This is a genomic window from Streptomyces sp. NBC_00203, assembly GCF_045206325.1.
GTDB classification, from domain to species: domain Bacteria; phylum Actinomycetota; class Actinomycetes; order Streptomycetales; family Streptomycetaceae; genus Streptomyces; species Streptomyces lutosisoli.
This window is the reverse complement of record NZ_CP108126.1, coordinates 1860587-1884725: the sequence shown is the minus strand read 5'-3', so window position 1 is coordinate 1884725 and position 24139 is coordinate 1860587. Positions and strand designations below refer to the sequence as shown.

Below are 24139 nucleotides of genomic sequence, written 5' to 3'. Positions count from 1 at the left end.
GTGGGCGAGGGTACGTGCGGGTCAGGAACCCCGGTGCCATGCTGAGCGTTGTTCCATGAGCGCGGACTCGCTTAGACTCCGCCGATGCCGCGCTTGTCGGCGGCATACATACCCCCATCCAGCAGGCCGCTCACCATCTGCGGTCGAAGAAGGAAGTTCCGACCCGTGAGTCTCGTGACCCTCCTCCCGTTCATCGTGCTCATCGGGGCCATGTTCCTGATGACCCGGTCGGCCAAGCGCAAGCAGTCGCAGGCCGCGCAGATGCGTAATGAAATGCAGCCCGGCACTGGCGTCCGCACGATCGGGGGCATGTACGCGACGGTGAAGGAGGTCAACGAAGAGACGGTCCTCCTTGACGCGGGACCGGGCGTCGACCTCGTCTTCGCCAAGAACTCGATCGGCGCCGTCCTGTCCGACGACGAGTACAACCGCATCGTCCACGGCATCGAGCACGACCTGAAGACCGACGCCGCCGTCGTCCCGGACGACGCCTCCTCCCTCACCGAGACCGACGAGCCCGCCGCCGACGCCTCTTCCGACGCCTCCGACGACAAGCCCATCGACCTCGGCAAGAAGGACGCGGCGGACGAGCCGTCCGACGAGCCCGCCGAGGCGAAGGCCGACGAGGCCGGCGAAGCAGAGCCGAAGAAGTCCGACGACGGCGAGCCCGACGCGAAGTAGTCACGCCCCGGGAGCGCGGCGCGACCCGCTCGCGCCCCGCGCTTTCCGGGACGTGCTGTTCTCGCACGGAGTCCCGACACCATGTCATGGCCGCCCGCGCGCTGACCCGGCGCAAGGCGGCCCGAGAGGGAGTACGAGAAGGTGGCAGCACCGAAGAAGGGCCGGAGCGCGAGCGCCCAGAGCAGGCCGGGGCGCTCGCTGGCCCTCATCCTGATCGCCATCGCGGCGCTCACCGGGGGGATGTTCGTCTCCGGGCACCCCACCCCGCGTCTCGGCATCGACCTCGCCGGCGGCACGAGCATCACGCTTGAGGCGAAGAACGAGCCGGGCCAGCCCAACGCGATCAACAAGACCAACATGAACACCGCGGTCGACATCATGAACCGCCGTGTCAACGGTCTCGGCGTGTCCGAGGCGGAGGTGCAGACCCAGGGCGACAAGAACATCATCGTCAACATCCCCAAGGGCACGAACTCCGAGCAGGCCCGGAAGCAGGTCGGCACCACCGCCAAGCTCTACTTCCGTCCGGTCCTGGCCACCGAGGCCTCCGGCTCCGCCGCCTCGGCCAGCCCGTCGCCGAGCGCGACCGGCAGCGCCTCCAGCAGCCCGTCCAGCAGTGCCTCCACGACGGCCACGGACAAGGCCACCTCGTCGGGCTCCGCTACCCCCTCGGCCACCGCCACCTCCCAGGGCCGTGCGGTCACCGACGCCCTGAAGGCCGACTCCACGCCGTCCGCGAGCAGCTCGGCCTCGGCGACTTCCTCGGCCTCCGCCAGCGCCTCGCCGTCCGCGAGCGCCAGCGTCGACCCCGCGACCGCCAAGCTCCAGGCCGAGTACGCCGCGCTCGACTGCACCGACAAGGCGGCCCGCGCCAAGGCCGGTGACGGCGCCAAGCCCACCGACTACACCGTGGCCTGCGGTGAGAACGCCGGCGTCTGGTACAAGTACGTGCTCGGCCCCGCCGCCGTCTCGGGTACGGACATCAAGAAGGCCGCGGCCGTCCTCGACACCACGAGCGGCGCCGGCTGGAAGGTCACGATGGACTTCACGTCCAGCGGGTCCAAGAAGTTCGCCACCATCACGGGCCAGCTCGCGAAGAACACCACTCCGCAGAACCAGTTCGGCATCGTCCTCGACGGTGAGGTCGTCTCCGCCCCGTCCGTCACCCAGTCGCTCAGCGGCAGCGTCGAGATCACCGGCAGCTTCACGCAGGCCGAGGCGCAGGACCTGGCCAACATGCTGAAGTACGGCGCCTTGCCGCTCACCTTCAAGGAGGCGAGCGTCACCACGGTGACCGCCGCCCTCGGTGGCGAGCAGCTGCACGCCGGTCTGATCGCCGGCGCGATCGGCCTGGGCCTGGTCATCATCTACCTGGTGGTCTACTACCGGGGCCTGTCGGTCATCGCCATCGCCTCCCTGCTGGTCTCCGCCGCCCTCACGTACGTGCTCATGGCCCTGCTCGGCCCGGCCATCGGGTTCGCGCTGAACCTGCCGGCCGTCTGTGGCGCCATCGTCGCGATCGGTATCACGGCGGACTCGTTCATCGTGTTCTTCGAACGCATCCGGGACGAGATCCGTGAGGGCCGCACGCTGCGGCCCGCCGTCGAGCGCGCCTGGCCGCGCGCCCGGCGCACCATCCTGGTCTCCGACTTCGTGTCGTTCCTCGCCGCCGCAGTGCTCTTCATCGTCACCGTCGGCAAGGTCCAGGGCTTCGCGTTCACGCTCGGCCTGACCACCGTGCTCGACGTGGTCGTCGTGTTCTTCTTCACCAAGCCGCTGATGACGATCCTCGCCCGCAAGAAGTTCTTCGCGAGCGGTCACAGCTGGTCCGGTCTCGACCCGAAGCGACTGGGCGCCAAGCCGCCGCTCCGCCGCACCCGTCGCGCGTCCGCCCCCGTCGACACGAAGGAGGCGTGAGATGTCGAAACTCGGCACCCTCGGCGCCCGGCTCCACCGCGGCGAGATCGGCTACGACTTCGTCGGCAAGCGCAAGATCTGGTACGGCATCTCGATCCTGATCACCATCACGGCCATCCTCGGCCTGACGGTGCGGGGCCTGAACATGGGCATCGAGTTCCAGGGCGGCGCCGTCTTCACCACCGCCAAGACCAGCACCTCGGTGACGCAGGCGGAGAAGTACGCGGAAGACTCCTCCGGCCACGACGCGGTCGTCCAGAAGCTCGGCAACGGCACGCTGCGCATCCAGATCGCCGGCATCGACACCGACAAGTCCGACCAGATCAAGACCGAGCTGGCCAAGGACCTGAAGGTCGACCCGGAGACGATCAACGCCGACCTGGTCGGCCCCAGCTGGGGTGACCAGATCGCCAACAAGGCCTGGGAGGGCCTGGCGATCTTCATGGTCCTCGTCGTGATCTACCTGGCGATCGCCTTCGAGTGGCGCATGGCCGCGGCGGCGCTGGTCGCACTGATCCACGACATCACCATCACGGTCGGCATCTACGCCCTGGTCGGCTTCGAGGTCACCCCGGGCACCGTGATCGGTCTGCTGACGATCCTTGGTTACTCGCTCTACGACACGGTGGTCGTCTTCGACAGCCTCAAGGAGCAGACGAAGGACATCACCAAGCAGACCCGCTGGACCTACAGCGACGTCGCCGACCGTTCGATCAACGGCACCCTGGTCCGCTCCATCAACACCACGGTGGTCGCGCTGCTGCCGGTCGCGGGCCTGCTGTTCATCGGTGGTGGCGTGCTCGGCGCGGGCATGCTCAACGACATCTCCCTGTCGCTGTTCGTCGGCCTCGCGGCCGGTGCGTACTCCTCGATCTTCATCGCCACGCCGCTCGTCGCCGACCTCAAGGAGCGCGAGCCGCAGATGAAGGCGCTGCGCAAGCGCGTCCTCGCCAAGCGGGCTCAGGCCGCCGCCAAGGGCGAGTCCCTGGAGCCCCAGGTCTCCGACGGGCCGCTGGACGACGACGAGCCGGAGGACGCCGCCCCGGCGGTCGTCGGCCCGCGCAACCAGCCCGCGTCCCGCGCCCGGGGCCGCGGCCGCCCCTCGGGGAAGCGCCGATGACCGAGCTCGCAGACATCTCGACGCTGCTCCTCAGCCGTATCCGCGATGTGGCCGATTACCCGGAGCCGGGCGTGATGTTCAAGGACATCACCCCGCTCCTGGCGGACCCGGGTGCCTTCACGGCGCTCACCGACGCGCTGGCGGACATCGCGGTGCGCAACGAGGCGACGAAGATCGTCGGCCTGGAGGCCCGCGGCTTCATCCTCGGCGCCCCGGTCGCCGTCCGCGCCGGGCTCGGCTTCATCCCCGTACGCAAGGCGGGCAAGCTCCCCGGAGCGACCCTGTCGCAGGCGTACGACCTGGAGTACGGCTCCGCCGAGATCGAGGTGCACGCCGAGGACCTGGCCGTGGGCGACCGCGTCCTGGTCGTCGACGACGTCCTCGCCACCGGCGGCACCGCCGAGGCCTCGCTCCAGCTCATCCGCCGGGCGGGCGCCGAGGTCGCGGGCGTCGCCGTACTGATGGAGCTCGGCTTCCTGGGCGGCCGCGGCCGTCTGGAGCCGGCCCTGGCGGGCGCCCCGCTGGAGGCGCTCCTCCAGGTCTGAGGACCGGCGCCGAGGCCCCCCGGGGAAAGTCCCGGGCAAGGCCACGGAAAGCCCTGAGACACCCGTAGGACACCGCGGAGGCGGGCCCGGAGGAATCCGGCGCCCGCCTCTCGCGTTCCTTCTGTAAGAGGCCGTCCCCACGGCCGAAAGCGAGTCCGACGCTCAGGATCGCTACCATGGGGTCTCCGGAGCCTGACCGGGGGACCCGGAACGCGCACGAGGAGCCCTCTTGCCAGACGAGGCCCAGCCACTCGCCACCGCCAAGCCCGAGCCCGCCTCGGCCCCCGCGGAGAAGCCCGCCAAGAACGCCACGAGCGGGCCGGTCGAGCACGCCCAGTCCGCGCCGGACGACAAGGCGGCCGAGGAGCCACGCCCCAAGCCGGCCCCCGCCGCGCGTCCCGCGATCACCCCGGCGGTCCGCCCCGCGGCCGGCCAGCCCGCCCGCACCGGCGGCGGCTCCTCCAACCGCGTCCGCGCCCGGCTCGCCCGTCTCGGCGTGCAGCGCTCCAACCCGTACAACCCGGTCCTGGAGCCGTTGCTGCGGATAGTGCGCAGCAACGACCCCAAGATCGAGACCGCCACGCTCCGCCAGGTCGAGAAGGCCTACCAGGTCGCCGAGCGCTGGCACCGCGGCCAGAAGCGCAAGAGCGGCGACCCGTACATCACCCACCCGCTCGCCGTGACCACCATCCTGGCCGAGCTGGGCATGGACCCGGCCACGCTGATGGCGGGCCTGCTGCATGACACCGTCGAGGACACCGAGTACGGCCTCGACACCCTGCGCAAGGACTTCGGCGATCAGGTCGCCCTCCTCGTCGACGGCGTCACCAAGCTCGACAAGGTCAAGTTCGGCGAGGCCGCGCAGGCCGAGACCGTGCGCAAGATGGTCGTCGCGATGGCCAAGGACCCGCGCGTCCTGGTCATCAAGCTCGCCGACCGCCTGCACAACATGCGCACCATGCGCTACCTCAAGCGCGAGAAGCAGGAGAAGAAGGCGCGCGAGACCCTCGAGATCTACGCGCCGCTCGCCCACCGCCTGGGCATGAACACCATCAAGTGGGAGCTGGAGGACCTCGCCTTCGCGATCCTCTACCCCAAGATGTACGACGAGATCGTGCGCCTGGTCGCCGAGCGCGCCCCCAAGCGCGACGAGTACCTCGCCATAGTGACCGACGAGGTCCAGTCCGACCTGCGCGCCGCCCGCATCAAGGCGACCGTCACCGGCCGCCCGAAGCACTACTACTCCGTCTACCAGAAGATGATCGTCCGCGGCCGTGACTTCGCGGAGATCTACGACCTGGTGGGCATCCGCGTCCTCGTGGACACCGTACGAGACTGCTACGCGGCCCTCGGCACCGTGCACGCGCGATGGAACCCGGTCCCCGGCCGGTTCAAGGACTACATCGCGATGCCCAAGTTCAACATGTACCAGTCGCTGCACACGACGGTGATAGGCCCCAACGGCAAGCCCGTCGAGCTCCAGATCCGTACGTTCGACATGCACCGCCGCGCCGAGTACGGCATCGCCGCGCACTGGAAGTACAAGCAGGAGCCCTCCGCCGGCGCCTCCAAGGTGCGCACCGACGCCCCGAGAAGCGCGGGCAAGGACAAGGACGCCGTCAACGACATGGCGTGGCTGCGCCAGTTGCTCGACTGGCAGAAGGAGACCGAGGACCCCAGCGAGTTCCTGGAGTCCCTGCGCTTCGACCTGTCCCGCAACGAGGTCTTCGTCTTCACGCCCAAGGGCGACGTCATAGCGCTCCCGGCGGGCGCGACGCCGGTGGACTTCGCGTACGCGGTCCACACGGAGGTCGGCCACCGCACGATAGGCGCACGGGTCAACGGACGCCTCGTCCCGCTCGAATCCACCCTGGACAACGGCGACTTGGTGGAGGTCTTCACCTCCAAGGCGGCCGGCGCGGGCCCCTCCCGCGACTGGCTGGGCTTCGTGAAGTCCCCGCGCGCCCGCAACAAGATCCGCGCCTGGTTCTCCAAGGAGCGCCGCGACGAGGCGATCGAGCAGGGCAAGGACGCCATCGCCCGCGCGATGCGCAAACAGAACCTGCCGATCCAGCGCATCCTCACCGGCGACTCCCTGGTCACCCTCGCGCACGAGATGCGCTACCCCGACATCTCGTCCCTGTACGCGGCGATCGGCGAGGGCCATGTCGCCGCGCAGAGCGTCGTGCAGAAGCTCGTGCAGGCGCTCGGCGGCGAGGAGGCGGCCACCGAGGAGATCGACGAGGCGGTTCCGCCGTCCCGCACCCGTGGCCGCAAGCGGCGCAGCAACCAGGACCCGGGTGTGGTCGTCAAGGGCGTCGAGGACGTATGGGTCAAGCTGGCCCGCTGTTGTACGCCCGTCCCCGGCGACCCGATCATCGGCTTCGTCACCCGTGGCAGCGGCGTATCGGTTCACCGCAGCGACTGCGTCAACGTGGAGTCGCTGTCCCGCGAGCCCGAGCGCATCCTCGAGGTCGAATGGGCGCCCACCCAGTCCTCGGTCTTCCTGGTCGCCATCCAGGTCGAGGCACTGGACCGCTCCCGGCTCCTCTCGGACGTCACCCGGGTCCTGTCCGACCAGCACGTCAACATCCTCTCCGCCGCCGTCCAGACCTCCCGTGACCGCGTCGCCACCTCCCGCTTCACCTTCGAGATGGGCGACCCCAAGCACCTGGGGCACGTGCTGAAGGCGGTCAGGGGAGTGGAAGGCGTGTACGACGTGTACCGGGTTACATCAGCCCGCCAGCGGTAGGCGGGGGAAGCGGCGCTTCGGCCGGGAAACTGAGCTTCAGCGCGTGTTCGAGCACGTCGCAGGCCTCCGCGTGGCTGCCCATCTCACGCAGGAGCGCGGCGAGCCGTCGGCACACCGTCAGTACCTCGGGGCCCGCGCGGTTGTGGACGGCGACGAAGGCGGTCTCCAGAACCTCGATCGCCTCCCGTCCGTGATCGAGTTCGGTGAGGATGTCCGCCAGCTCAAGGCGTACGAGGATCTCGTCGCCGCCTTCCGTGGTGCCGGGCTGTCCCAGGATCAGCCGGAGCACGGGCAGGGCGTCGCGCGTCCGGCCGACAGCACGCAGCCTGCGGGCGAGCCGGAGACCGGTGGTGGTGATCGCCGATGTCACCTGGAGGTCGAGGACCGGACCCCCGACGCCTCTGGCCGGGGCACACGCCCTGTTCCGGGCGATCGGCAGCAGACCGGCCTGGTTCTCGAAGGTGCGCTGCGGCAGCGGTTTGTTCTTGGCACGCAGCCGGTCCTCCAGCGTGCGGTAGATGGTCTCGAGATCGATCAGCTCGGGACCGTCGGGGATGCCGCCGCGCAGCAGGTCGAGCAGCTCTCCGGTGAAGGTCGTGTACACCTCCCCCTCGGGCGCGAGCGCGGGCCGGTCACCGGGCGAGGCCGCGAGGACGTACGTACCCTCGACCTTCGCCTGCGCCGCCAGGTTCTGTACGTCGGCACTCATCGCACGTGCCGCCCGGCCGCTGAAGCAGCAGTCGAGGATGACGATCCTGCGCCGCGCCGGAGACATGCGTACGACGGAACGGAGATGGTTGTACGCGACCGCCGTGTACCCCCGGCCCTCCTGGGAGTCGCGCAGCGCCATGTACAGGTCGGGGTCGTCGGTGTCCCGCAGGCCGTGGCCGCTGTAGTAGACCAGCAGCGTGTCCCGTGCGGTGGCCGCCGCGTTCGCCACCGGGTCGAGGAACTCGGACGGCAGCTGGGGATCCTTGACGACGGTGCAGTTGGCCTCCGGAATACCGCAGATGGTGGGGTCCTGGAGCGTCGTGCACAGGCTCTGCAGGTTCGAGGAGACGGGGGGAAGGGGCACCAGGCTCCGGTACTCGCTGCCTCCGATGAGTACGACCCGGGAGGCGGAGGGGTCGGGCAGGTCACCGTTCACGGGGCATCACCGCTCCGGTCGGCGTGATCCTGCTCCGCCCCCTCCTCGCCAAGAAGTCGCCAGACGGCGGCGAGAGTGTCGTCAGAGGTCTCCGCGGACAGCTCGACGGTGATCGAACCCCGCCTCAGACGCAGCCGGGGGCTGCCCCTGCGCGCATCCATCCAGGCCGCGATCGAGACGGCGAGACTTCCCGCGCTGAAGCCGGAGGCGAGCGCCAGCTGAAGGATGTCGAATCCCAGGCCCATGTGGTCGGAGCGCGGCGGGCCGGAGGAGCGCAGGGTGCCCGAGCAGGCGCTCATGAGCGTCTCGTCCTCGGCTATCCAGCGGGTCAGCGAGCGCAGGTCGTTCTCCGCGTCGCGGCCCAGGGCAGCGATCTCCAGCTGAAGGGCCATGTCAGGCTCCGAAGGATCGAGGCGGGGCCGGCCACGCCACGGAGAGCGTTTCCTCCCCGTATCGGCTGCAGGCATCGCTGATCATCGACAGCCGGTTCAGTGCCTCGGGCGCGGCACCGAGCCGGGCCAGGCAGACCGCGGCCCAGAACTGGCTGACGAGAGTGAGGGGGTGCCCCGCGCCGAGCTCGGCGGTGCGGACCTGAATCAGATAGCCGTGCACCTCCAGCGCGTCGCTGTACTTGCCCCGGGTCACCATGAGCACGGCCTCGCGGTGTTTGCCCTCCATGCCGTCGGTGGACATGCCCTGCCGGATGAGCTGCCGGGTGTCCCGCTGGAGGGTGGCCTCGACGGAGGGCGCCGCGAAGTCCGGCCCGGGAGCGTGGGAGTCGGGCGGATAACCGGGCGTGGGCGGGATCTGCCCAGCCCACGGTGATGCGCTGCCGGGCGCCGTCTGGGGCCTGGGGAGCCGGTACGACGTCGGTGGCGTCGCGGAGGCTCCCGGCTCGGGTGTCGACCGGGCCCACTGTGCGGCGCTCTGCCGCAGATGCCGGGCGACCACCTCGATCAGGATGTCCTCGGCCCGGTCGGGAGCACCGATGAAGGAAGCCAGATCGGCGGCGTTGACCGGCCTGAGGTGCGGCTCGCGCTCCAGCAGATCGTCCACCGTCGAGACCAGGGCCGCCGGCAGACCCGGCCGTCCGCGCAAGGTGGGTGGAGGCTGGTTGACCTTGGCGAACAGGATCCCCAGCGTGGAGCCGTCGCTGACGTACGGCTCGTCCCCGGAGAGCATGCGGTACATGACGCAGCCGAGGCCGTAGAGGTCGGCCGCCGGGCCGACCCGCTGTCCCCGCACCGCCTCCGGCGCCATGTACACGGGTGTTCCCACGAGAATGCCGGTCTGGGTCTGCACCGCGGACTCGACGAGGCGGGCGATGCCGAAGTCCATCAGGACGACCCGTCCGTCACGGCAGAGGAACACATTGCCGGGCTTGACGTCCCGATGGACGATTCCGACGCCGTGCGCGGCCGCCAGCCCCTCGCACATGCCCGTCGCGACGGCCCGTACGGTCTCCTCGGGCAGAGGGCCCGGAGTGGCGGCCAGGATGCGGCTCAGCGGAACGCCGTCGAGGCACTCCATCACCAGATAGGGCTGGCCGTCCTCGACCCCTACGTCGTAGACCGCGACCGCGTTGCGACTGCTGATCCGGGCGGCCGCCCGCGCCTCCTGCAAGAAGCGCTCCGCCGCCACCGGACTCTCCGGCGCGTAGCCCGACAGTAGTTTCACCGCCACCGAGCGGTCGAGGATCGTGTCACGCCCCTCGTACACCTCGCCCATACCGCCTCGGCCCAGGCACCGGTCCAGCCGGTACCTGCTTGCCAGAATCCGGAGGTCCCCCATGGATGCCCACCCCGCCGTTCGGCTCTCGGCGCCAATCGTCCCGCCGGTACCTGGGCACGCGCAACCGATTCGGCGAGGGCCGTCGCCGTCGCCGGGGCAAAAGAGCAGTGGTCCCGCTTCTGTGAAGCGGGACCACTGACAAGGGCGGCGTGCGTCAGCCGCCGAACTCCTGCAGACCCTTCAGGGCCTGGTCCAGCAGCGCCTGGCGGCCGTCGAGCTCCTTCTGGAGCTTGTCGGCCTTCGAGGCGTTGCCCGCGGAGCGGGCCGACTCGATCTGGCCCTGGAGCTTGTCCACGGCGGCCTGGAGCTGACCGGTCAGACCCTCGGCACGCGCGCGTGCCTCAGGGTTGGTCCGGCGCCACTCGGCCTCCTCGGACTCCTGGAGAGCCCGCTCCACCGCGTGCATCCGGCCCTCGACCTTCGGGCGGGCGTCGCGCGGCACATGGCCGATGGCCTCCCAGCGCTCGTTGATGGAGCGGAAGGTGGCGCGGGCCGCCTTCAGGTCCTGCACCGGGACGAGCTTCTCGGCCTCCTCGGCCAGCTCCTCCTTGAGCTTCAGGTTCTCCGACTGCTCCGCGTCACGCTCGGCGAACACGGAGCTGCGCGCCGCGAAGAACACGTCCTGGGCGCCGCGGAAGCGGTTCCACAGGTCGTCCTCGTGCTCGCGCTGGGCGCGGCCCGCGGCCTTCCAGTCGGCCATCAGCTCGCGGTAGCGCGCGGCCGTCGGACCCCAGTCGGCCGAGGAGGACAGCGACTCGGCCTCCGCGACCAGCTTCTCCTTGGTCTTGCGGGCCTCCTCGCGCTGCGCGTCCAGCGAGGCGAAGTGCGCCTTGCGGCGCTTGGAGAACGCCGAGCGGGCGTGCGAGAAGCGGTGCCACAGCTCGTCGTCCGACTTGCGGTCGAGCCGAGGCAGCCCCTTCCACGTGTCCACCAGCGCGCGCAGCCGCTCACCGGCCGCCCGCCACTGGTCGCTCTGCGCCAGCTCCTCGGCCTCGACGACCAGCGCCTCCTTGGAGTGCCGCGCCTCGTCGGACTGCTTCGCCCGCTGGACCTTGCGCTCCTCGCGGCGCGCGTCGACCGTCTCGACGAGCTTGTCCAGCCGCACCTTCAGCGCGTCCAGGTCACCGACCGCGTGGTGGGCGACCACCTGCTCGCGGATATGGTCGATGGCGGTCTGGGCGTCCTTCGCCGACAGGTCGGTGGTCTTCACTCGCTTCTCGAGGAGGCCGATCTCGACAACCAGGCCCTCGTACTTGCGCTCGAAGTAGGCCAGCGCCTCATCAGGAGAGCCGGCCTGCCAGGAACCGACGACCTGCTCGCCGTCGGCCGTACGCACGTACACGGTCCCCGTCTCGTCGACGCGGCCCCACGGGTCGCTGCTCACAGCGCCTCCTCCACATGATGCCTGTGAGGGGCGTCACTGCCCCCTGGCATCGTCCACAGTTTCGTCACGGCCAACATAGGCGACCGGCGGGGCGGCTGTCCGCATCCCGCGCGACCGAAATTGGCTGCTGGCGGTCAGGATTTCGTCACGGTCATCTTGTTGATCACGACGGTCGCGTTGGGGGCGCCGTCACCCGCGCCCGTGCTCTCTCCGGCCGCGGCGATCTTCGTGAGGACCTTCATGCCGGACTTGGAAATAGTTCCGAACGGTGTGTAATTGGCCGGCAGCTGACTGTCCTGGTACACGAGGAAGAACTGGCTGCCACCGGTGTTGCGGCCCTTCTTCGTCGAGGCGTCGTACGTGTTGGCCATCGCCACCGTCCCCGCCGGGTACACCCCGCCCTTCAGGGTGGTGTCCTTCAGGTTCTCGTCCGGGATCGTGTAGCCGGGAGTGCCGGAGCCGAGGGCCGTCGGGTCACCGCACTGCAGCACGTAGATGCCGTTCGTGACGAGCCGGTGGCACTTGGTGTGGTCGAAGTAGCCCTTGGCCGCGAGGAAGTTGAACGAGTTCACGGTGTGCGGGGCCGCGGCCGTCTTCAGCGCGATGCCTATGTCACCGCACGTCGTCGCCATCTTCATCGTGTAGTCCGCGGACTTGTCGATGGTGATCGCCGGCTCCTTCTTCCAGCTCAGCGACTTCACCTTGCCCGCCGCGGCCTTCTTGCACGGGTCCGGCGCCTTGGACGCCGAAGGGCTCGGGGAGACCTCCGCGCCCGCGTTGGCCTTCTTGTCGTCGTTCTTGAAGACCCCGGTCGCGTACGACACGACACTGCCGACCACGATGACGCCGAGCACCGAGGCGACGACCGCGTTGCGTGCGTGTGTCTTGCGTCGCGCGGCCGTGCGCCGCTGCTGCTGTCGCAAGAACTTCTCCCGGGCGAGCTGACGTCGCCGCTGTTCCTGGCTGACCACCGGGTTTTCTCCTCATGCGTCTCGTACGTCAAGTGGGACGCGTGCGTCTTGTGAGCCGACCGCCTGCGTGTGCCCCGTACCGTATATGGGTTCGCTGAGGAATCGGCAGCGCCGGTAGGCTCTGATCCACAGCCACCCACCGCGTACGAGACAACCGCGTACGAAACAACGCGACACAGCGAAGGACGATCGTGCTCATTGCCGGGTTCCCCGCCGGGGCCTGGGGGACCAACTGTTACCTGGTCGCCCCCGCCGCGGGTGAGGAGTGCGTGATCATCGACCCGGGCCATCAGGCCGCCCAGGGAGTCGAGGACGCACTCAAGAAGCATCGGCTCAAGCCCGTCGCGGTCATCCTCACCCATGGTCACATCGACCATGTCGCCTCGGTCGTCCCGGTGTGCGGAGCGCACGACGTACCGGCCTGGATCCACCCCGAGGACCGCTTCATGATGAGCGACCCGGAGAAGGCGCTCGGCCGGTCCATCGGGATGCCGCTGATGGGCGAGCTGACCGTGGGGGAGCCGGACGACGTGAAGACGCTCACCGACGGCGCGAAGCTGGAGCTGGCCGGCCTGGAGCTGTCCGTCGCGCACGCGCCCGGCCATACCAGGGGGTCGGTGACCTTCCAGATGCCCGAGACCACGGAAATCCCGTCCGTGTTCTTCTCCGGGGACCTGCTGTTCGCCGGCTCCATCGGACGCACCGACCTGCCCGGCGGCTCCCACGCCGAGATCCTCGACTCGCTGGCCCGCGTGTGCCTGCCGCTCGACGACTCGACCGTGGTGCTGTCCGGCCACGGCCCCCAGACGACCATCGGCCAGGAGCGCGCCACCAACCCGTATCTGCGGGAGGTGGCCGCCGGCCTGGGAGTGGACCCGACCTCCGCTCCTCGACGAGGAATGTGACGAGAGACTTCCGTGAGCACCTTCAAGGCCCCCAAGGGCACGTACGACCTGACTCCGCCGGACAGCGCGAAGTACCTCGCTGTCCGCGAGGCGATCGCCGCGCCGCTCCGCAACTCCGGCTACGGCTACATCGAGACGCCCGGCTTCGAGAACGTCGAGCTGTTCTCGCGCGGGGTCGGTGAGTCCACCGACATCGTGAGCAAGGAGATGTACGCCTTCGAGACCAAGGGCGGCGACAAGCTGGCCCTGCGTCCCGAGGGCACGGCCTCCGTCCTGCGCGCGGCGCTGGAGGCCAACCTGCACAAGGCGGGCAACCTCCCCGTCAAGCTCTGGTACTCGGGCTCCTACTACCGTTACGAGCGTCCTCAGAAGGGCCGTTACAGGCACTTCTCCCAGGTGGGCGCCGAGGCGATCGGAGCCGAGGACCCGGCGCTGGACGCCGAGTTGATCATCCTGGCGGACCAGGCGTACCGGTCGCTGGGACTGCGCGACTTCCGCATCCTGCTGAACTCGCTCGGCGACAAGGAGTGCCGCCCGGTCTACCGCGCCGCCCTCCAGGACTTCCTGCGGGGCCTGGACCTCGACGAGGAGACCCTCCGCCGCGCGGAGATCAACCCGCTGCGTGTCCTCGACGACAAGCGGGACGACGTCCAGAAGAAGCTGGTCGGGGCGCCGCTCCTGCGTGACTACCTCTGCGACGCGTGCAAGGCGTACCACGAGGAGGTGCGCGAGCTGATCACGGCCGCGGGTGTCTCCTTCGAGGACGACCCGAAGCTCGTCCGGGGTCTGGACTACTACACCCGTACGACCTTCGAGTTCATCCACGACGGTCTCGGTTCCCAGTCCGCGGTGGGCGGCGGCGGCCGTTACGACGGCCTCTCCGAGATGATCGGCGGGCCCGCGCTGCCGTCTGTCGGGTGGGCGCTCGGGGTCGACCGTACGGTGCTGGCGCTGGAGGCGGAGGGCGTGGAGCTCGAACTCCCCTCGTCCACCAGTGTGTTCGCGGTGCCGTTGGGGGAGGAGGCCCGGCGTGTGCTCTTCGGCGTGGTCACCGCGCTGCGCAAGGACGGGGTCGCGGCGGACTTCTCCTATGGGGCCAAGGGGCTCAAGGGCGCGATGAAGAACGCGAACCGGTCGGGTGCGCGGTACACCGTCGTCGCCGGTGAGCGCGATCTTGCCGAGGGCGTCGTGCAGCTCAAGGACATGGAGTCCGGTGAGCAGGTCGCGGTACCGGTCGACGCCATTGTGACCGAGCTGAAGTCCCGCCTGGGCTGAGGCCCGAGGGGTTTCGCCCCCGCCGCCCCTACCCGTCCCATCCCGTTCCTGGGGCTCCGCCCCAGACCCCGTTCGGTTGTGTGTCGGGTGCGGGTGGGTGGGGGCTGGTCGCGCAGTTCCCCGCGCCCCTAAAAGATTGGGGTGTGGGGGCGCAGCCCCCAGGGGTCACTCCAGCAAGCCGAACCGCATCGCACTGGTCACCGCGGCCGTCCGGTCATCCACCCCCAGTTTTCCGAAGACCCGCAGGAGATGGGTCTTCACGGTGGACTCGCCGATGAAGAGCCGACGGCCGATCTCGGCGTTGGTGCAGCCCTCGGCGACCAGGCGGAGAACCGCCGTCTCGCGCTCGGACAGACGGGGCCGCTCCGGCTTGGTACGGAGCTGGTCGACAAGGCGGGCGGCGACGGACGGCGCCAGCACGGTCTCGCCCCGCGCAGCGGCCCGCACCGCGTCCGCGAGCTCCCCCCGAGGCAGATCCTTCAGCAGATACCCCGCCGCCCCGGCCTCCACGGCCCGCAGAATGTCCCGGTCCGTCTCGTACGTCGTCAGTACGATGACCCGGCACGACAACCCCGCCTCCGTCATCCGCGCGATCGAGTCGACGCCCCCACCCCCCGGCATCCGCAGATCCATCAGCACGATGTCGGGCCGGAGCTCGGCGGCCAACGCCTCCGCCTGCGGCCCGCTGGAGGCGTCGGCGATCACATCGAGGTCGGGCTCGGCGCTGAGCATCGCGCGCAGCCCTTCACGTACGACGGGATGGTCGTCGGCGAGGATGATCCGGATCACGAGCCACTCCTGGGGACCGGCAGACGCACGGTGACGGTCGTCCCGTCACCGGGCGCACTGCGTACCTGAGCCGTACCGCCCACTTCGGCGGCCCGCGCTCGCAGCCCCGCAAGACCGTAGCCGTCGACCGGCGCGACCGGGTCGAAGCCGCGGCCGTCGTCGCGTACGGAGACGGCGAGGGAATCCTCGGTGTAGGCCAGGACGACCGCGACCATGGCCGAACTCCCCGCGTGCTTACGGGCGTTGGCCAGTGACTCCTGGCAGGAGCGCAGGGCGACCACTTCGGGCCCGGCGGGCAGCGCGCGCACCGGACCTGTCACGTCGATGGTCGCGTCGTGGCGGGCGGCGAGCCGACGCAGCGCGTCGGGCAGTGAGGCACCGTCGAGGTCGGCCGGTGCGCCTCCGGCGACCAGGGCTCGCGCCTCGGCGAGGTTCTGCCGGGCCGTCTCGGCCATCAGGGTCAGATGGCGGCGGGCCCGTGGCAGATCGTGGTCCACCTCGGCTTCGACGGCCTGGACCAGCATCAGCAGGCTGGTGAAGCCCTGCGCGAGGGTGTCGTGGATTTCCCGGGTGAGTCGTTCCCGTTCGGCCAGGGCGCCGTGTGCGGCCGACAGGCGGGAGATCTCATGGCGGCTGACGTCCAACTCGGCGATCAACTCCGCCCGTTCCCGGCTCTGCTCGATGATGCGGATGATCCAGCTGCCGACGGCCACGGAGAAGACGAGGGTCACCACGGAGAAGAGCACGTTGAAGAAGACGTCCTGGTCGCTCGGCCACCACAGCAGCGCCCAGCCCACCACCGGCGCGATGTTGATGACCGTCACGGCTGTCAGAGCCCAGTGCAGGCGCAGCGCCATGAAGCACTGGGGGACGAGCGCGAAGGTCATCAGACGCGTCTCACCGACGAGGACCGCCGACGGCAGGAACAGCATCATCGCTCCCGTGAGGTAGCCAAGGGCCCGCCGTTCGTCGGGGGGATCGCCGTTGAGGATGGGGCGTCCCACCGCCACGTACCAGGGGATCAGCGGCACGAGCAGCGAGGCCGCGACGAAGCGCAGGGACCACCCCGGGTGCCCTGTACCGAGCACGAACACCAGGGTGGCCACCCACACGATCGCGAAGTACGAGTCCCAGAGCCGGAACGACCGGTCCCAGGTGTACGCGCTCTTCGCGCCGCCGGGACCGGTCATCCGCTCGGTCATCCGCGGCGCCGGTTCTTCCACCGGAAGGTCAGCAGACACAGCAGCAATCCTCCGACGCACCACGCCCCGAGCACCAGGGCGATCCGCCCGAACTCCCAGTCGCCCGCCTGTTCCAGGACCTTCGCCGACTCGGGCAGGAACACCCCGCGCAGCCCCTGGCACATCCACTTCAGCGGGAACAGCGCGCCGATGTTCAGCATCCAGTCCGGGATGGTGTCGATGGCGATGTACACCCCGGAGATGAACTGGAGGACGAGGAAGGGCAGGACGACCACCGACGTGGCGCTCTTGCCGGACTTGGGGACCGAGCTGATCGCGATGCCGAGCAGGGCACAGGCCGTGAGTCCCAGGACGAAGATCCAGCCGAAGTCCGCCCACTTGCCGAGGTCCGAGGGCAGCTTCACGTCGTACAGCGTCGTGCCGACGAGGAGCAGGATCGCCGTCTCCAGGGCGCCGGTCACCAGCACCAGCCAGATCTTGCCGAGGAAGTACGAGGCCGGCGGCATCGGTGTGCCGCGCAGCCGGCGCAGCACCTTCTCGTCCCGCTCGATCGCGATCGAGATGCCCAGGGACTGGAAACTGGTGGACATGATGCCCGCGGCCATCATCGCGGGGACGTACAGCTGGGAGGCGGTGATGCCCGCTCCCCGCACGTCGTCGCTGAAGATCGACGCGAAGAGGAAGAGGAAGACGACCGGGAAGGCGAAGGTGAACACCACCTGGTCGCGCTGGCGGAAGAACTGCCTGATCTCCAGGGCGCCCCGCTGGAGGCCGAGCCCCCAGGCTCCGGGCAGCCTGCCGGAAGCGGTCTGACGGTCTGCGCGTACGGCGGTCGTGCTCATCACGCGTCCTCCTGTCCGGTCAGCCGGAGGTAGACGTCCTCCAGGGTGGGGCGGCTCACCCGCAGGCCCGGGATCTCGCCGTCGAAGCGGTGGATGAGCTCGGCGACTGTCCTGGTGGGGGTGTCCGTGCGCTCGCTGCGCGGGGTGCCGTCGGACTCCGTCCACTCCACGGTGGCCTCGGTACCGAAGCGCTCGCGCAGCGTGGACGGCTCGCCCTCGGCGACGACCCGGCCCTTCGCGATCACCGCGAGCCGGTGCGCGAGCGCCTCCGCCTCCTCCAGATAGTGCGTGGTGAGGAGGATGGTCGTGCCCTCGTCGGCCAGTTTCCGGATCAGGTCCCAGAACTGCCTGCGGGCGGCCGGGTCGAAGCCGGTCGTCGGCTCGTCCAGGAGCAGCAGCTCCGGACCGCCGATCACACCCAGCGCCACATCGAGCCGCCTGCGCTGGCCGCCCGAGAGCGCCTTGACGCGGCTGCCCGCCTTCTCCTCCAGGCCGACCAGGCCGATGACTTCCTCGGGGTCGCGGGGCCTCGGGTAGTAGCGGGCGAAGTGCCGCACGGTCTCGCGCACCGTCAACTCGGCGGGCGCGGATTCGTCCTGCCAGACGATGCCGACCCGCGAGCGCCACGCGCGCGTGCCCGTCGCCGGGTCGGCGCCGAGCACGGAGACCTCGCCCGAGTCCCGGCCGCGGTTGCCCTGGAGGATCTCCACCGTGGTGCTCTTGCCCGCTCCGTTGGGTCCGAGCAGGCCGAACACCTCGCCCTGCCGGATGCCGAGATCGATGCCGTCGACGGCGGTCACGTCCCCGTACCGCTTGCGCAGTCCGCGTACGTCCACAGCGAGTTGGTTCGCATCTGGTGTCATGCCGACGAGCCTCCCCCTGAACCGAACGCTCCGGGACGACCGTGCGTACCTCCTTATGTCCATCGAACGGTGGACACACGGGCGCGTGCGGCACAATGACCGTGCCCGCAGGCCCCTTCGAAGCTACGGAAACGGCGTGATGAGCAAGACGACAGTCAAGGACGTCCCGGCCGACCAGGAACGCGTCACCGCTCCCCGGACGGTCGGCGGCAGCCGTGCCCTCGCCCTGCTGCTGGTGATCACCGGTGCGGCCGGTCTCCTTGCCGCGTGGGTCATCACGATCGACAAGTTCAAGCTGCTGGAGAACTCGAACTTCGTGCCCGGGTGCAGCCTGAACCCGGTCGTCTCCTGCGGCAACATCATGAAGAGCGACCAGGCCTCGGCCTTCGGGTTCCCCAACCCGATGCTGGGACTCGTCGCCTACGGCATCGTCATCTGCGTCGGCGTGAGCCTGCTCGCCCGGGCCACCTTCCCGCGCTGGTACTGGCTGACCTTCAACGCGGGCACGCTCTTCGGCGTCGGATTCTGCACCTGGCTGCAGTTCCAGTCGCTCTACCGCATCAACTCGCTGTGCCTGTGGTGCTCCCTCGCCTGGGTCGCCACGATCATCATGTTCTGGTACGTGACCTCGTCCAACATCCGCCACGGCTTCCTGCCCGCCCCGCGCTGGCTCAAGAGCTTCTTCGGCGAGTTCACCTGGGTCCTACCGGCACTGCACATCGGCATCATCGGGATGCTGATCCTGACCCGCTGGTGGGACTTCTGGACCAGCTGACCCCCGCCGATCCCGGGGATTTCCCGGGCCGGACGGCGTTGTCAGTGCGGTGACATAGGGTTTTGTCCGTGGAGCCCGACCTGTTCACCGCCGCAGCAGAAGAACGCCAGGAGAAGGATCCGTCCTCCAGCCCCCTGGCGGTACGGATGCGTCCGCGCACCCTCGACGAAGTCGTGGGCCAGCAGCATCTGCTGAAGCCCGGCTCGCCCCTGCGCAGACTCGTCGGCGAGGGGAGCGGCGGCCCGGCCGGACCGTCCTCGGTGATCCTTTGGGGCCCGCCCGGCACCGGCAAGACCACGCTCGCGTATGTCGTCTCCAAGGCCACCAACAAGCGCTTCGTGGAGTTGTCCGCGATCACCGCGGGCGTCAAGGAAGTCCGCGCGGTCATCGACGGCGCCCGCCGCGCCACCGGAGGCTTCGGCAAGGAGACCGTCCTCTTCCTCGACGAGATCCACCGCTTCAGCAAGGCCCAGCAGGACTCCCTGCTCCCGGCCGTCGAGAACCGCTGGGTGACGCTGATCGCGGCGACCACCGAGAACCCGTACTTCTCGGTGATCTCGCCCCTGCTCTCCCGCTCGCTCCTGCTGACCCTCGAACCGCTCACGGACGACGACCTGCGCGGCCTCATCAAGCGCGCGCTCAGCGACGAGCGCGGCCTCAAGGAAGCCGTCACCCTCCCCGAGGACTCCGAGGAACACCTGCTGCGGATCGCCGGCGGTGACGCCCGCCGCGCCCTGACCGCCCTGGAAGCCGCGGCCGGCGCCGCGCTCGACAAGGGCGAGGGGGAGATCAGCCTCCAGACCCTGGAGGAGACCGTCGACCGCGCGGCCGTGAAGTACGACCGCGACGGCGACCAGCACTACGACGTGGCGAGCGCGCTCATCAAGTCCATCCGCGGCTCGGACGTGGACGCGGCGCTGCACTATCTGGCCCGGATGATCGAGGCCGGCGAGGACCCCCGGTTCATCGCCCGCCGGCTGATGATCTCCGCCAGCGAGGACATCGGCCTCGCCGATCCGAACGCGCTGCCGATAGCCGTGGCCGCCGCCCAGGCCGTCGCGATGATCGGTTTCCCCGAGGCCGCGCTCACTCTCAGCCATGCCACCATCGCCCTCGCCCTGGCCCCGAAGTCCAACGCCGCGACGACGGCGATCGGCGCCGCCATGGAGGACGTACGCAAGGGGCACGCGGGCCCGGTGCCCATGCATCTGCGCGACGGGCACTACAAGGGCGCGGCCAAGCTGGGGCACGCCCAGGGGTATGTGTATCCGCACGATCTGCCCGAAGGCATCGCCGCCCAGCAGTACGCCCCGGAGGAGCTCAAGGACCGGGAGTACTACACGCCCACCCGGCACGGCGCCGAGGCGCGCTACGCGGACGCGGTGGAGTGGACCAGGAAGCACCTCGGTAGAGGGCGGTCCTGAGCACCCTGTACCATGGCGCGAAGCGCTGCGTCCCGTGTCCGGCTCCGGTCGGCACCACCAGAACGGGACATCCAGCCGGAACCCCCGCGCCGCAAGGCTACGGGGATCCAGGAGCGTCGCGCACCGTCGAAGGTGTCGCGGGCAGCCCACCACCACCCGGGTTCCGGGAACGGTCGGTGGGCCACTCGCGTGCTGCACGTATGTGCCCAGACCCAGGAGCGGCTGCCCAGCAGGTCCATCAAGGACCCGCAGGGTTTCCCGGGCTGCGGATGCGACCTCCCTTAACTCTGGTGAGCCGAAATCAAGGAAAGAGAAAAAGTGGCGAATCAGTCCCGCCCCAAGGTCAAGAAGTCGCGTGCCCTCGGCATCGCGCTGACCCCGAAGGCCGTCAAGTACTTCGAGGCCCGCCCCTACCCGCCGGGCGAGCACGGCCGCGGCCGCAAGCAGAACTCGGACTACAAGGTCCGTCTGCTTGAGAAGCAGCGTCTGCGCGCGCAGTACGACGTGTCCGAGCGTCAGCTCGTCCGCGCCTACGAGCGTGCCTCCAAGGTCCAGGGCAAGACCGGTGAGGCCCTGATCATCGAGCTGGAGCGTCGTCTCGACGCGCTGGTCCTGCGTTCGGGCATCGCCCGCACGATCTACCAGGCCCGCCAGATGGTCGTCCACGGCCACATCGAGGTCAACGGCCAGAAGGTCGACAAGCCGTCCTTCCGCGTCAAGCCCGACGACGTCGTGATGGTCCGCGAGCGCAGCCGCAGCAAGACGCTGTTCGAGGTTTCCCGCGCCGGTGGCTTCGCCCCCGACGGCGAGACCCCGCGCTACCTCCAGGTGAACCTCGGCGCCCTGGCGTTCCGCCTGGACCGCGAGCCGAACCGCAAGGAGATCCCGGTGATCTGCGACGAGCAGCTCGTCGTCGAGTACTACGCCCGCTGATCATCCTTCAGCGGACGTAGCACCACCTGCGCGTCAGCGTCAGCCCGTCGTCTCCCCGCCCTTCGAGGTGGGCGAGACGGCGGGCTTTCGCATGTCCGGGGGCAGCTTCCGCGGCGACGGCACCGCACCCAGCGGCCGGGCCTCGCCCCGCCCCAGCGCCCGGGCCACCGCCGACTCCTGTCCGAGCAGCGCCCCCGCCCGTAAGCACTCCTCGTACCGCTCGTCGCCCAGCCGCTCCCGGGCCAGGGCCTCGCACCGCTCGTGCGGCGCGTTGTAGTACGCCGAGCCGAACAGCGGCAGACCCACCGACGGCCACATCCGGGCCGTCGCCCCTTGCAGCGCCGCGGCCTCGGCCGGATCGCCCTCCACCGCCGTGACCAGCGCGAGCAGCTCGACCGACAGGACCGTGCCGAGCAGATCGTGGAAGGTGTGCGCGATGCCGAGGCACTCCTCCAGGAGATCCCGGGCGCCGGCCGCATCGCCCCCGGTCAAGGCCTCGTACGCCAGGACGTACAGCGCGTACGCCATCGCCCAGCGCTCCCCGTGGTCCTCGCAGACCCGGCGGACGTCCTCGCAGAGTTTCACCGCGCCCGGCAGATCGCCCTGGAACGCCAGGGTCATCGCCAGCTCGACCTGGCCCATCAGCACATTGCTGTTGAGCTCGCCGATCTCGTGATAGCGGTCCAGAGCCGAGCGCAGCAAGGCTTCCGCACGCGCCATGTCGTCCGTGACCAACGCGAGACAGCCGGTGCGATGCTCGGCGTACGCGACCGCGATGGCGTTGCCGGTACGCTCCGCCTCATCGCGGCACTCCTGGAGCGCGGACAGCGCGGGCACCGTGTCGCCCTGCAGGACCGCCACATAGCCGAGCACCCACAGTGCCTTCAGCCGCGACTGCTCCTGCGTCCCGTCCTCCGCGCACAGTTCCACGCTGCGCTCCAGCCAGTGCCGGCCCTCCGACAGCCGGCCGCAGCCGACCCAGGAGAACCACAGGGTGCCCGCCAGATACTGGCCCAGATGCGCCTCGCCCGGCTCGGTCAGACAGTGCTCCAGGGCGCAGCGCAGATTCGGCAGCTCCGTGTCGACGCGCGCGGCGACCTCGCCCTGCCGCGGCGAGAACCAGTCCAGCTCGCACCAGGTGGCCAGGCCCATGTACCAGTCGCGGTGCCGGCGCCGCAGCCGGTCCGCGTCGCCCGTCGCCTCCAGCCAGTCCGCGCCGTACGCCCGGACCGTGTCCAGCATCCGGTAGCGCACGCCCGCCGTCGTCTCCTCGCGGAACAGCACGGACTGCGCGAGCAGCTCGCCCAGCACGTCGAGAACGTCGTCGCAGTGCAGCCCGTCACCGCTGCACACGTACTCCGCGGCCTCCAGGTCGAACTGCCCCGCGAACACCGAAAGACGCGACCACAGCAGCCGCTCCTCGGGCGTGCACAGCTCATGGCTCCAGCCGATCGCCGTACGCAGGGTCTGGTGGCGAGGCAGCGCGTCGCGGGCGCCGCCGGTCAGCAGCCGGAAGCGGTCCTCCAGCCGGGACAGCAACTGCGCGGGGGAGAGGGCACTCAGCCGCCCCGCCGCCAGCTCGACCGCGAGCGGGATCCCGTCCAGGCGCCGGCACAGCTCCTGTACGTCCGACCGGTTGCCGTCGTCCAGCACGAACCCGGGCACCCGGGCCGCCGCCCGGTCCGCGAACAGCTCCGCGGCCTCCGGTTCGGTCAACGGCGCCAGCGGGAACAGCCGCTCGCCCCCGACATCCAGCGGCCGGCGCCCCACGGCGAGCACCCGCAGCCCGGGCACGTGCCGCAGCAGCTCGCCCACCAGCGAGGCGCACACCTCCACCAGATGCTCGAACCCGTCGAGGACGAGGAGGAGTTGACGCTCGGCGAGATGGTCGAGCAGCACCCGGCGCGGCGGCCGCGAGGTCTGATCCGTCAGACCGAGGGCCTCGACGACCGCGTACTCGACGAGGTCCGGATCACGCACCGCGGACAGCTCCACACGCCACGCCCCGTCGCACACCTCCGTCCGCGCCGCGGCGTGCGCCGCGAAGCGCGACTTGCCGACGCCTCCCATACCGGTCACGGTCACCAGGCGGGCTGTCTCCAGTGCCCCGGCCAGCCGCGTGAGTTCGGCGGCACGCCCCACGAACGCGTTGAGTTCCAGGGGCAGATTGCCGGGCACCAAGCCGTCGGAGCGGTGGGAACGGTGAGAACGCTGCATGGAATACGGAGCGTACTGACCCGTAAGCAGTCCGTACAATCGCTTCGCACAACTCCGCCGCGGGGAGCCGTTAATGCGGTGCGGAGCGGCGCCCCCGGCGCGATAGGCTCGGGGGACTGATTTTTTTGGTTTTCGATGTTCAGGCATGCAGTAAGGGAGCGGGTGCACAGTGTCCGGTGGAGAGGTGGCCGGGATCCTGGTGGCCGTGTTCTGGGCGATCCTGGTCTCCTTCCTCGCCGTCGCGCTGGTGAGGCTGGCCCAGACGCTCAGGGCGACCACCAAGCTTGTCGCGGACGTGACCGACCAGGCCGTCCCGCTCCTCGCCGACGCATCCGCGGCAGTGCGCTCCGCACAGACGCAGATCGACCGGGTCGACGCCATCGCGTCGGACGTCCAGGAGGTCACGTCGAACGCGTCGGCGCTGTCGACGACCGTCGCCTCCACCTTCGGCGGCCCCCTGGTGAAGGTCGCGGCGTTCGGCTACGGCGTGCGCCAGGCCATCGGAGGCCGTCGTGAGAATGTGCCCGACAAGGCGTCCCGGCGTACCGTGATCGTGGGCCGCACCGTCCCGTCCGCGCGACGGGGAAAGCGGAAGAAGGACTGACG

21 protein-coding genes are annotated in these 24139 nt (G+C 69.8%); 11 read left to right on the top strand and 10 right to left on the bottom strand.

Annotated features, from left to right (window positions below):
• Positions 1–165 precede the first annotated feature (165 nt).
• From yajC to OG975_RS08715, 5 genes are all read left to right on the top strand, one after another.
• A complete protein-coding gene (gene yajC, locus OG975_RS08735) occupies positions 166–681 on the top strand; it encodes a preprotein translocase subunit YajC (RefSeq protein ID WP_406328560.1) in 516 nt (171 codons plus the stop codon).
• Positions 682–822: 141 nt separating this feature from the next.
• Complete coding sequence (gene secD / locus OG975_RS08730) at positions 823–2598, top strand: protein translocase subunit SecD (protein WP_406328558.1); 1776 nt, start codon at positions 823–825, stop codon at positions 2596–2598.
• 1 nt (position 2599) lies between these two features.
• Positions 2600–3718, top strand: a complete 1119-nt coding sequence (secF, locus tag OG975_RS08725) for a protein translocase subunit SecF (RefSeq protein WP_406328556.1) — start codon at positions 2600–2602, stop codon at positions 3716–3718.
• Entirely contained in the window at positions 3715–4263 is a 549-nt protein-coding gene (locus OG975_RS08720; protein ID WP_406328554.1) for an adenine phosphoribosyltransferase, read from the top strand. The genes secF and OG975_RS08720 overlap by 4 nt, the downstream gene beginning before the upstream one ends.
• Before the next feature lie 229 nt (positions 4264–4492).
• Complete coding sequence (locus OG975_RS08715) at positions 4493–7015, top strand: RelA/SpoT family protein (RefSeq protein ID WP_406328553.1); 2523 nt, start codon at positions 4493–4495, stop codon at positions 7013–7015.
• Here OG975_RS08715 and OG975_RS08710 read toward each other — a convergent pair.
• From OG975_RS08710 to OG975_RS08690, 5 genes are all read right to left on the bottom strand, one after another.
• Positions 6993–8162 (bottom strand): caspase, EACC1-associated type, encoded by a 1170-nt coding sequence (locus tag OG975_RS08710; protein WP_406328552.1) that lies wholly within the window; start codon positions 8160–8162, stop codon positions 6993–6995. The genes OG975_RS08715 and OG975_RS08710 overlap by 23 nt on opposite strands.
• Positions 8159–8554 (bottom strand): effector-associated constant component EACC1, encoded by a 396-nt coding sequence (locus OG975_RS08705; protein ID WP_406328550.1) that lies wholly within the window; start codon positions 8552–8554, stop codon positions 8159–8161. Before OG975_RS08705 ends, OG975_RS08710 begins: the two co-directional genes overlap by 4 nt.
• 1 nt (position 8555) lies before the next feature.
• Entirely contained in the window at positions 8556–9953 is a 1398-nt protein-coding gene (locus OG975_RS08700) for a protein kinase domain-containing protein (RefSeq protein ID WP_406328549.1), read from the bottom strand.
• Positions 9954–10107: 154 nt separating this feature from the next.
• Complete coding sequence (locus tag OG975_RS08695; protein ID WP_406328548.1) at positions 10108–11337, bottom strand: DUF349 domain-containing protein; 1230 nt, start codon at positions 11335–11337, stop codon at positions 10108–10110.
• Between the two features lie 134 nt (positions 11338–11471).
• Entirely contained in the window at positions 11472–12308 is an 837-nt protein-coding gene (locus OG975_RS08690; protein WP_406328547.1) for a peptidylprolyl isomerase, read from the bottom strand.
• 191 nt (positions 12309–12499) lie between these two features.
• On the opposite strand from OG975_RS08690, the gene OG975_RS08685 reads away from it, so the two are divergent.
• Both OG975_RS08685 and hisS read left to right on the top strand, forming a co-directional pair.
• Positions 12500–13213 (top strand): MBL fold metallo-hydrolase, encoded by a 714-nt coding sequence (locus tag OG975_RS08685; protein ID WP_406328546.1) that lies wholly within the window; start codon positions 12500–12502, stop codon positions 13211–13213.
• A 12-nt stretch (positions 13214–13225) separates the two neighbouring features.
• Entirely contained in the window at positions 13226–14488 is a 1263-nt protein-coding gene (gene hisS, locus OG975_RS08680; RefSeq protein ID WP_406328545.1) for a histidine--tRNA ligase, read from the top strand.
• Between the two features lie 165 nt (positions 14489–14653).
• On the opposite strand, the gene OG975_RS08675 is transcribed toward hisS, so the two are convergent.
• Genes OG975_RS08675 through OG975_RS08660 form a run of 4 tightly spaced genes read right to left on the bottom strand, consistent with a single transcriptional unit; the run spans position 14654 to position 18184 of the window.
• Complete coding sequence (locus tag OG975_RS08675; RefSeq protein WP_406328544.1) at positions 14654–15277, bottom strand: response regulator; 624 nt, start codon at positions 15275–15277, stop codon at positions 14654–14656.
• Positions 15274–16467, bottom strand: coding sequence for a sensor histidine kinase (locus OG975_RS08670; RefSeq protein ID WP_406336207.1), 1194 nt, complete (start codon positions 16465–16467; stop codon positions 15274–15276). The genes OG975_RS08675 and OG975_RS08670 overlap by 4 nt, the downstream gene beginning before the upstream one ends.
• An 8-nt stretch (positions 16468–16475) precedes the next feature.
• Positions 16476–17321: an ABC transporter permease gene (locus OG975_RS08665; RefSeq protein WP_406328543.1), complete on the bottom strand. Its 846-nt coding sequence runs from the start codon at positions 17319–17321 to the stop codon at positions 16476–16478.
• Positions 17321–18184: an ABC transporter ATP-binding protein gene (locus tag OG975_RS08660; RefSeq protein ID WP_406328542.1), complete on the bottom strand. Its 864-nt coding sequence runs from the start codon at positions 18182–18184 to the stop codon at positions 17321–17323. The genes OG975_RS08665 and OG975_RS08660 overlap by 1 nt, the downstream gene beginning before the upstream one ends.
• Before the next feature lie 139 nt (positions 18185–18323).
• Here OG975_RS08660 and OG975_RS08655 point away from each other — a divergent pair, with 139 nt between their 5' ends.
• The 3 genes from OG975_RS08655 to rpsD all read left to right on the top strand — a co-directional run bounded on the left by OG975_RS08655 (position 18324) and on the right by rpsD (position 21316).
• Positions 18324–18959, top strand: coding sequence for a vitamin K epoxide reductase family protein (locus OG975_RS08655; protein ID WP_406328540.1), 636 nt, complete (start codon positions 18324–18326; stop codon positions 18957–18959).
• Positions 18960–19027: 68 nt separating this feature from the next.
• On the top strand, positions 19028–20383 hold the full coding sequence (locus OG975_RS08650; protein ID WP_406328539.1) for a replication-associated recombination protein A: 1356 nt from the start codon (positions 19028–19030) through the stop codon (positions 20381–20383).
• A 318-nt stretch (positions 20384–20701) separates the two neighbouring features.
• The gene (rpsD, locus tag OG975_RS08645) at positions 20702–21316 is read left to right on the top strand and encodes a 30S ribosomal protein S4 (RefSeq protein WP_019066381.1); all 615 of its coding nucleotides are present in this window, start codon (positions 20702–20704) and stop codon (positions 21314–21316) included.
• Between the two features lie 39 nt (positions 21317–21355).
• Here rpsD and OG975_RS08640 read toward each other — a convergent pair whose 3' ends face one another.
• Positions 21356–23533 (bottom strand): ATP-binding protein, encoded by a 2178-nt coding sequence (locus OG975_RS08640; protein ID WP_406328537.1) that lies wholly within the window; start codon positions 23531–23533, stop codon positions 21356–21358.
• 169 nt (positions 23534–23702) lie between these two features.
• Here OG975_RS08640 and OG975_RS08635 point away from each other — a divergent pair, with 169 nt between their 5' ends.
• Positions 23703–24137: a DUF948 domain-containing protein gene (locus OG975_RS08635; protein WP_406328535.1), complete on the top strand. Its 435-nt coding sequence runs from the start codon at positions 23703–23705 to the stop codon at positions 24135–24137.
• The last annotated feature ends 2 nt before the right edge of the window (positions 24138–24139 follow it).

What these genes read in the sequence shown, in the direction of transcription:
- OG975_RS08640 (WP_406328537.1), bottom strand. Translation starts at nt 23,533, where the DNA reads ATGCAGCGTTCTCACCGTTCCCACCGCTCCGACGGCTTGGTGCCCGGC.
- OG975_RS08670 (WP_406336207.1), bottom strand. Translation starts at nt 16,467, where the DNA reads ATGACCGGTCCCGGCGGCGCGAAGAGCGCGTACACCTGGGACCGGTCG.
- OG975_RS08700 (WP_406328549.1), bottom strand. Translation starts at nt 9,953, where the DNA reads ATGGGGGACCTCCGGATTCTGGCAAGCAGGTACCGGCTGGACCGGTGC.
- OG975_RS08660 (WP_406328542.1), bottom strand. Translation starts at nt 18,184, where the DNA reads ATGACACCAGATGCGAACCAACTCGCTGTGGACGTACGCGGACTGCGC.
- OG975_RS08720 (WP_406328554.1), top strand. Translation starts at nt 3,715, where the DNA reads ATGACCGAGCTCGCAGACATCTCGACGCTGCTCCTCAGCCGTATCCGC.
- OG975_RS08705 (WP_406328550.1), bottom strand. Translation starts at nt 8,554, where the DNA reads ATGGCCCTTCAGCTGGAGATCGCTGCCCTGGGCCGCGACGCGGAGAAC.
- OG975_RS08655 (WP_406328540.1), top strand. Translation starts at nt 18,324, where the DNA reads ATGAGCAAGACGACAGTCAAGGACGTCCCGGCCGACCAGGAACGCGTC.
- secF (WP_406328556.1), top strand. Translation starts at nt 2,600, where the DNA reads ATGTCGAAACTCGGCACCCTCGGCGCCCGGCTCCACCGCGGCGAGATC.
- OG975_RS08665 (WP_406328543.1), bottom strand. Translation starts at nt 17,321, where the DNA reads ATGAGCACGACCGCCGTACGCGCAGACCGTCAGACCGCTTCCGGCAGG.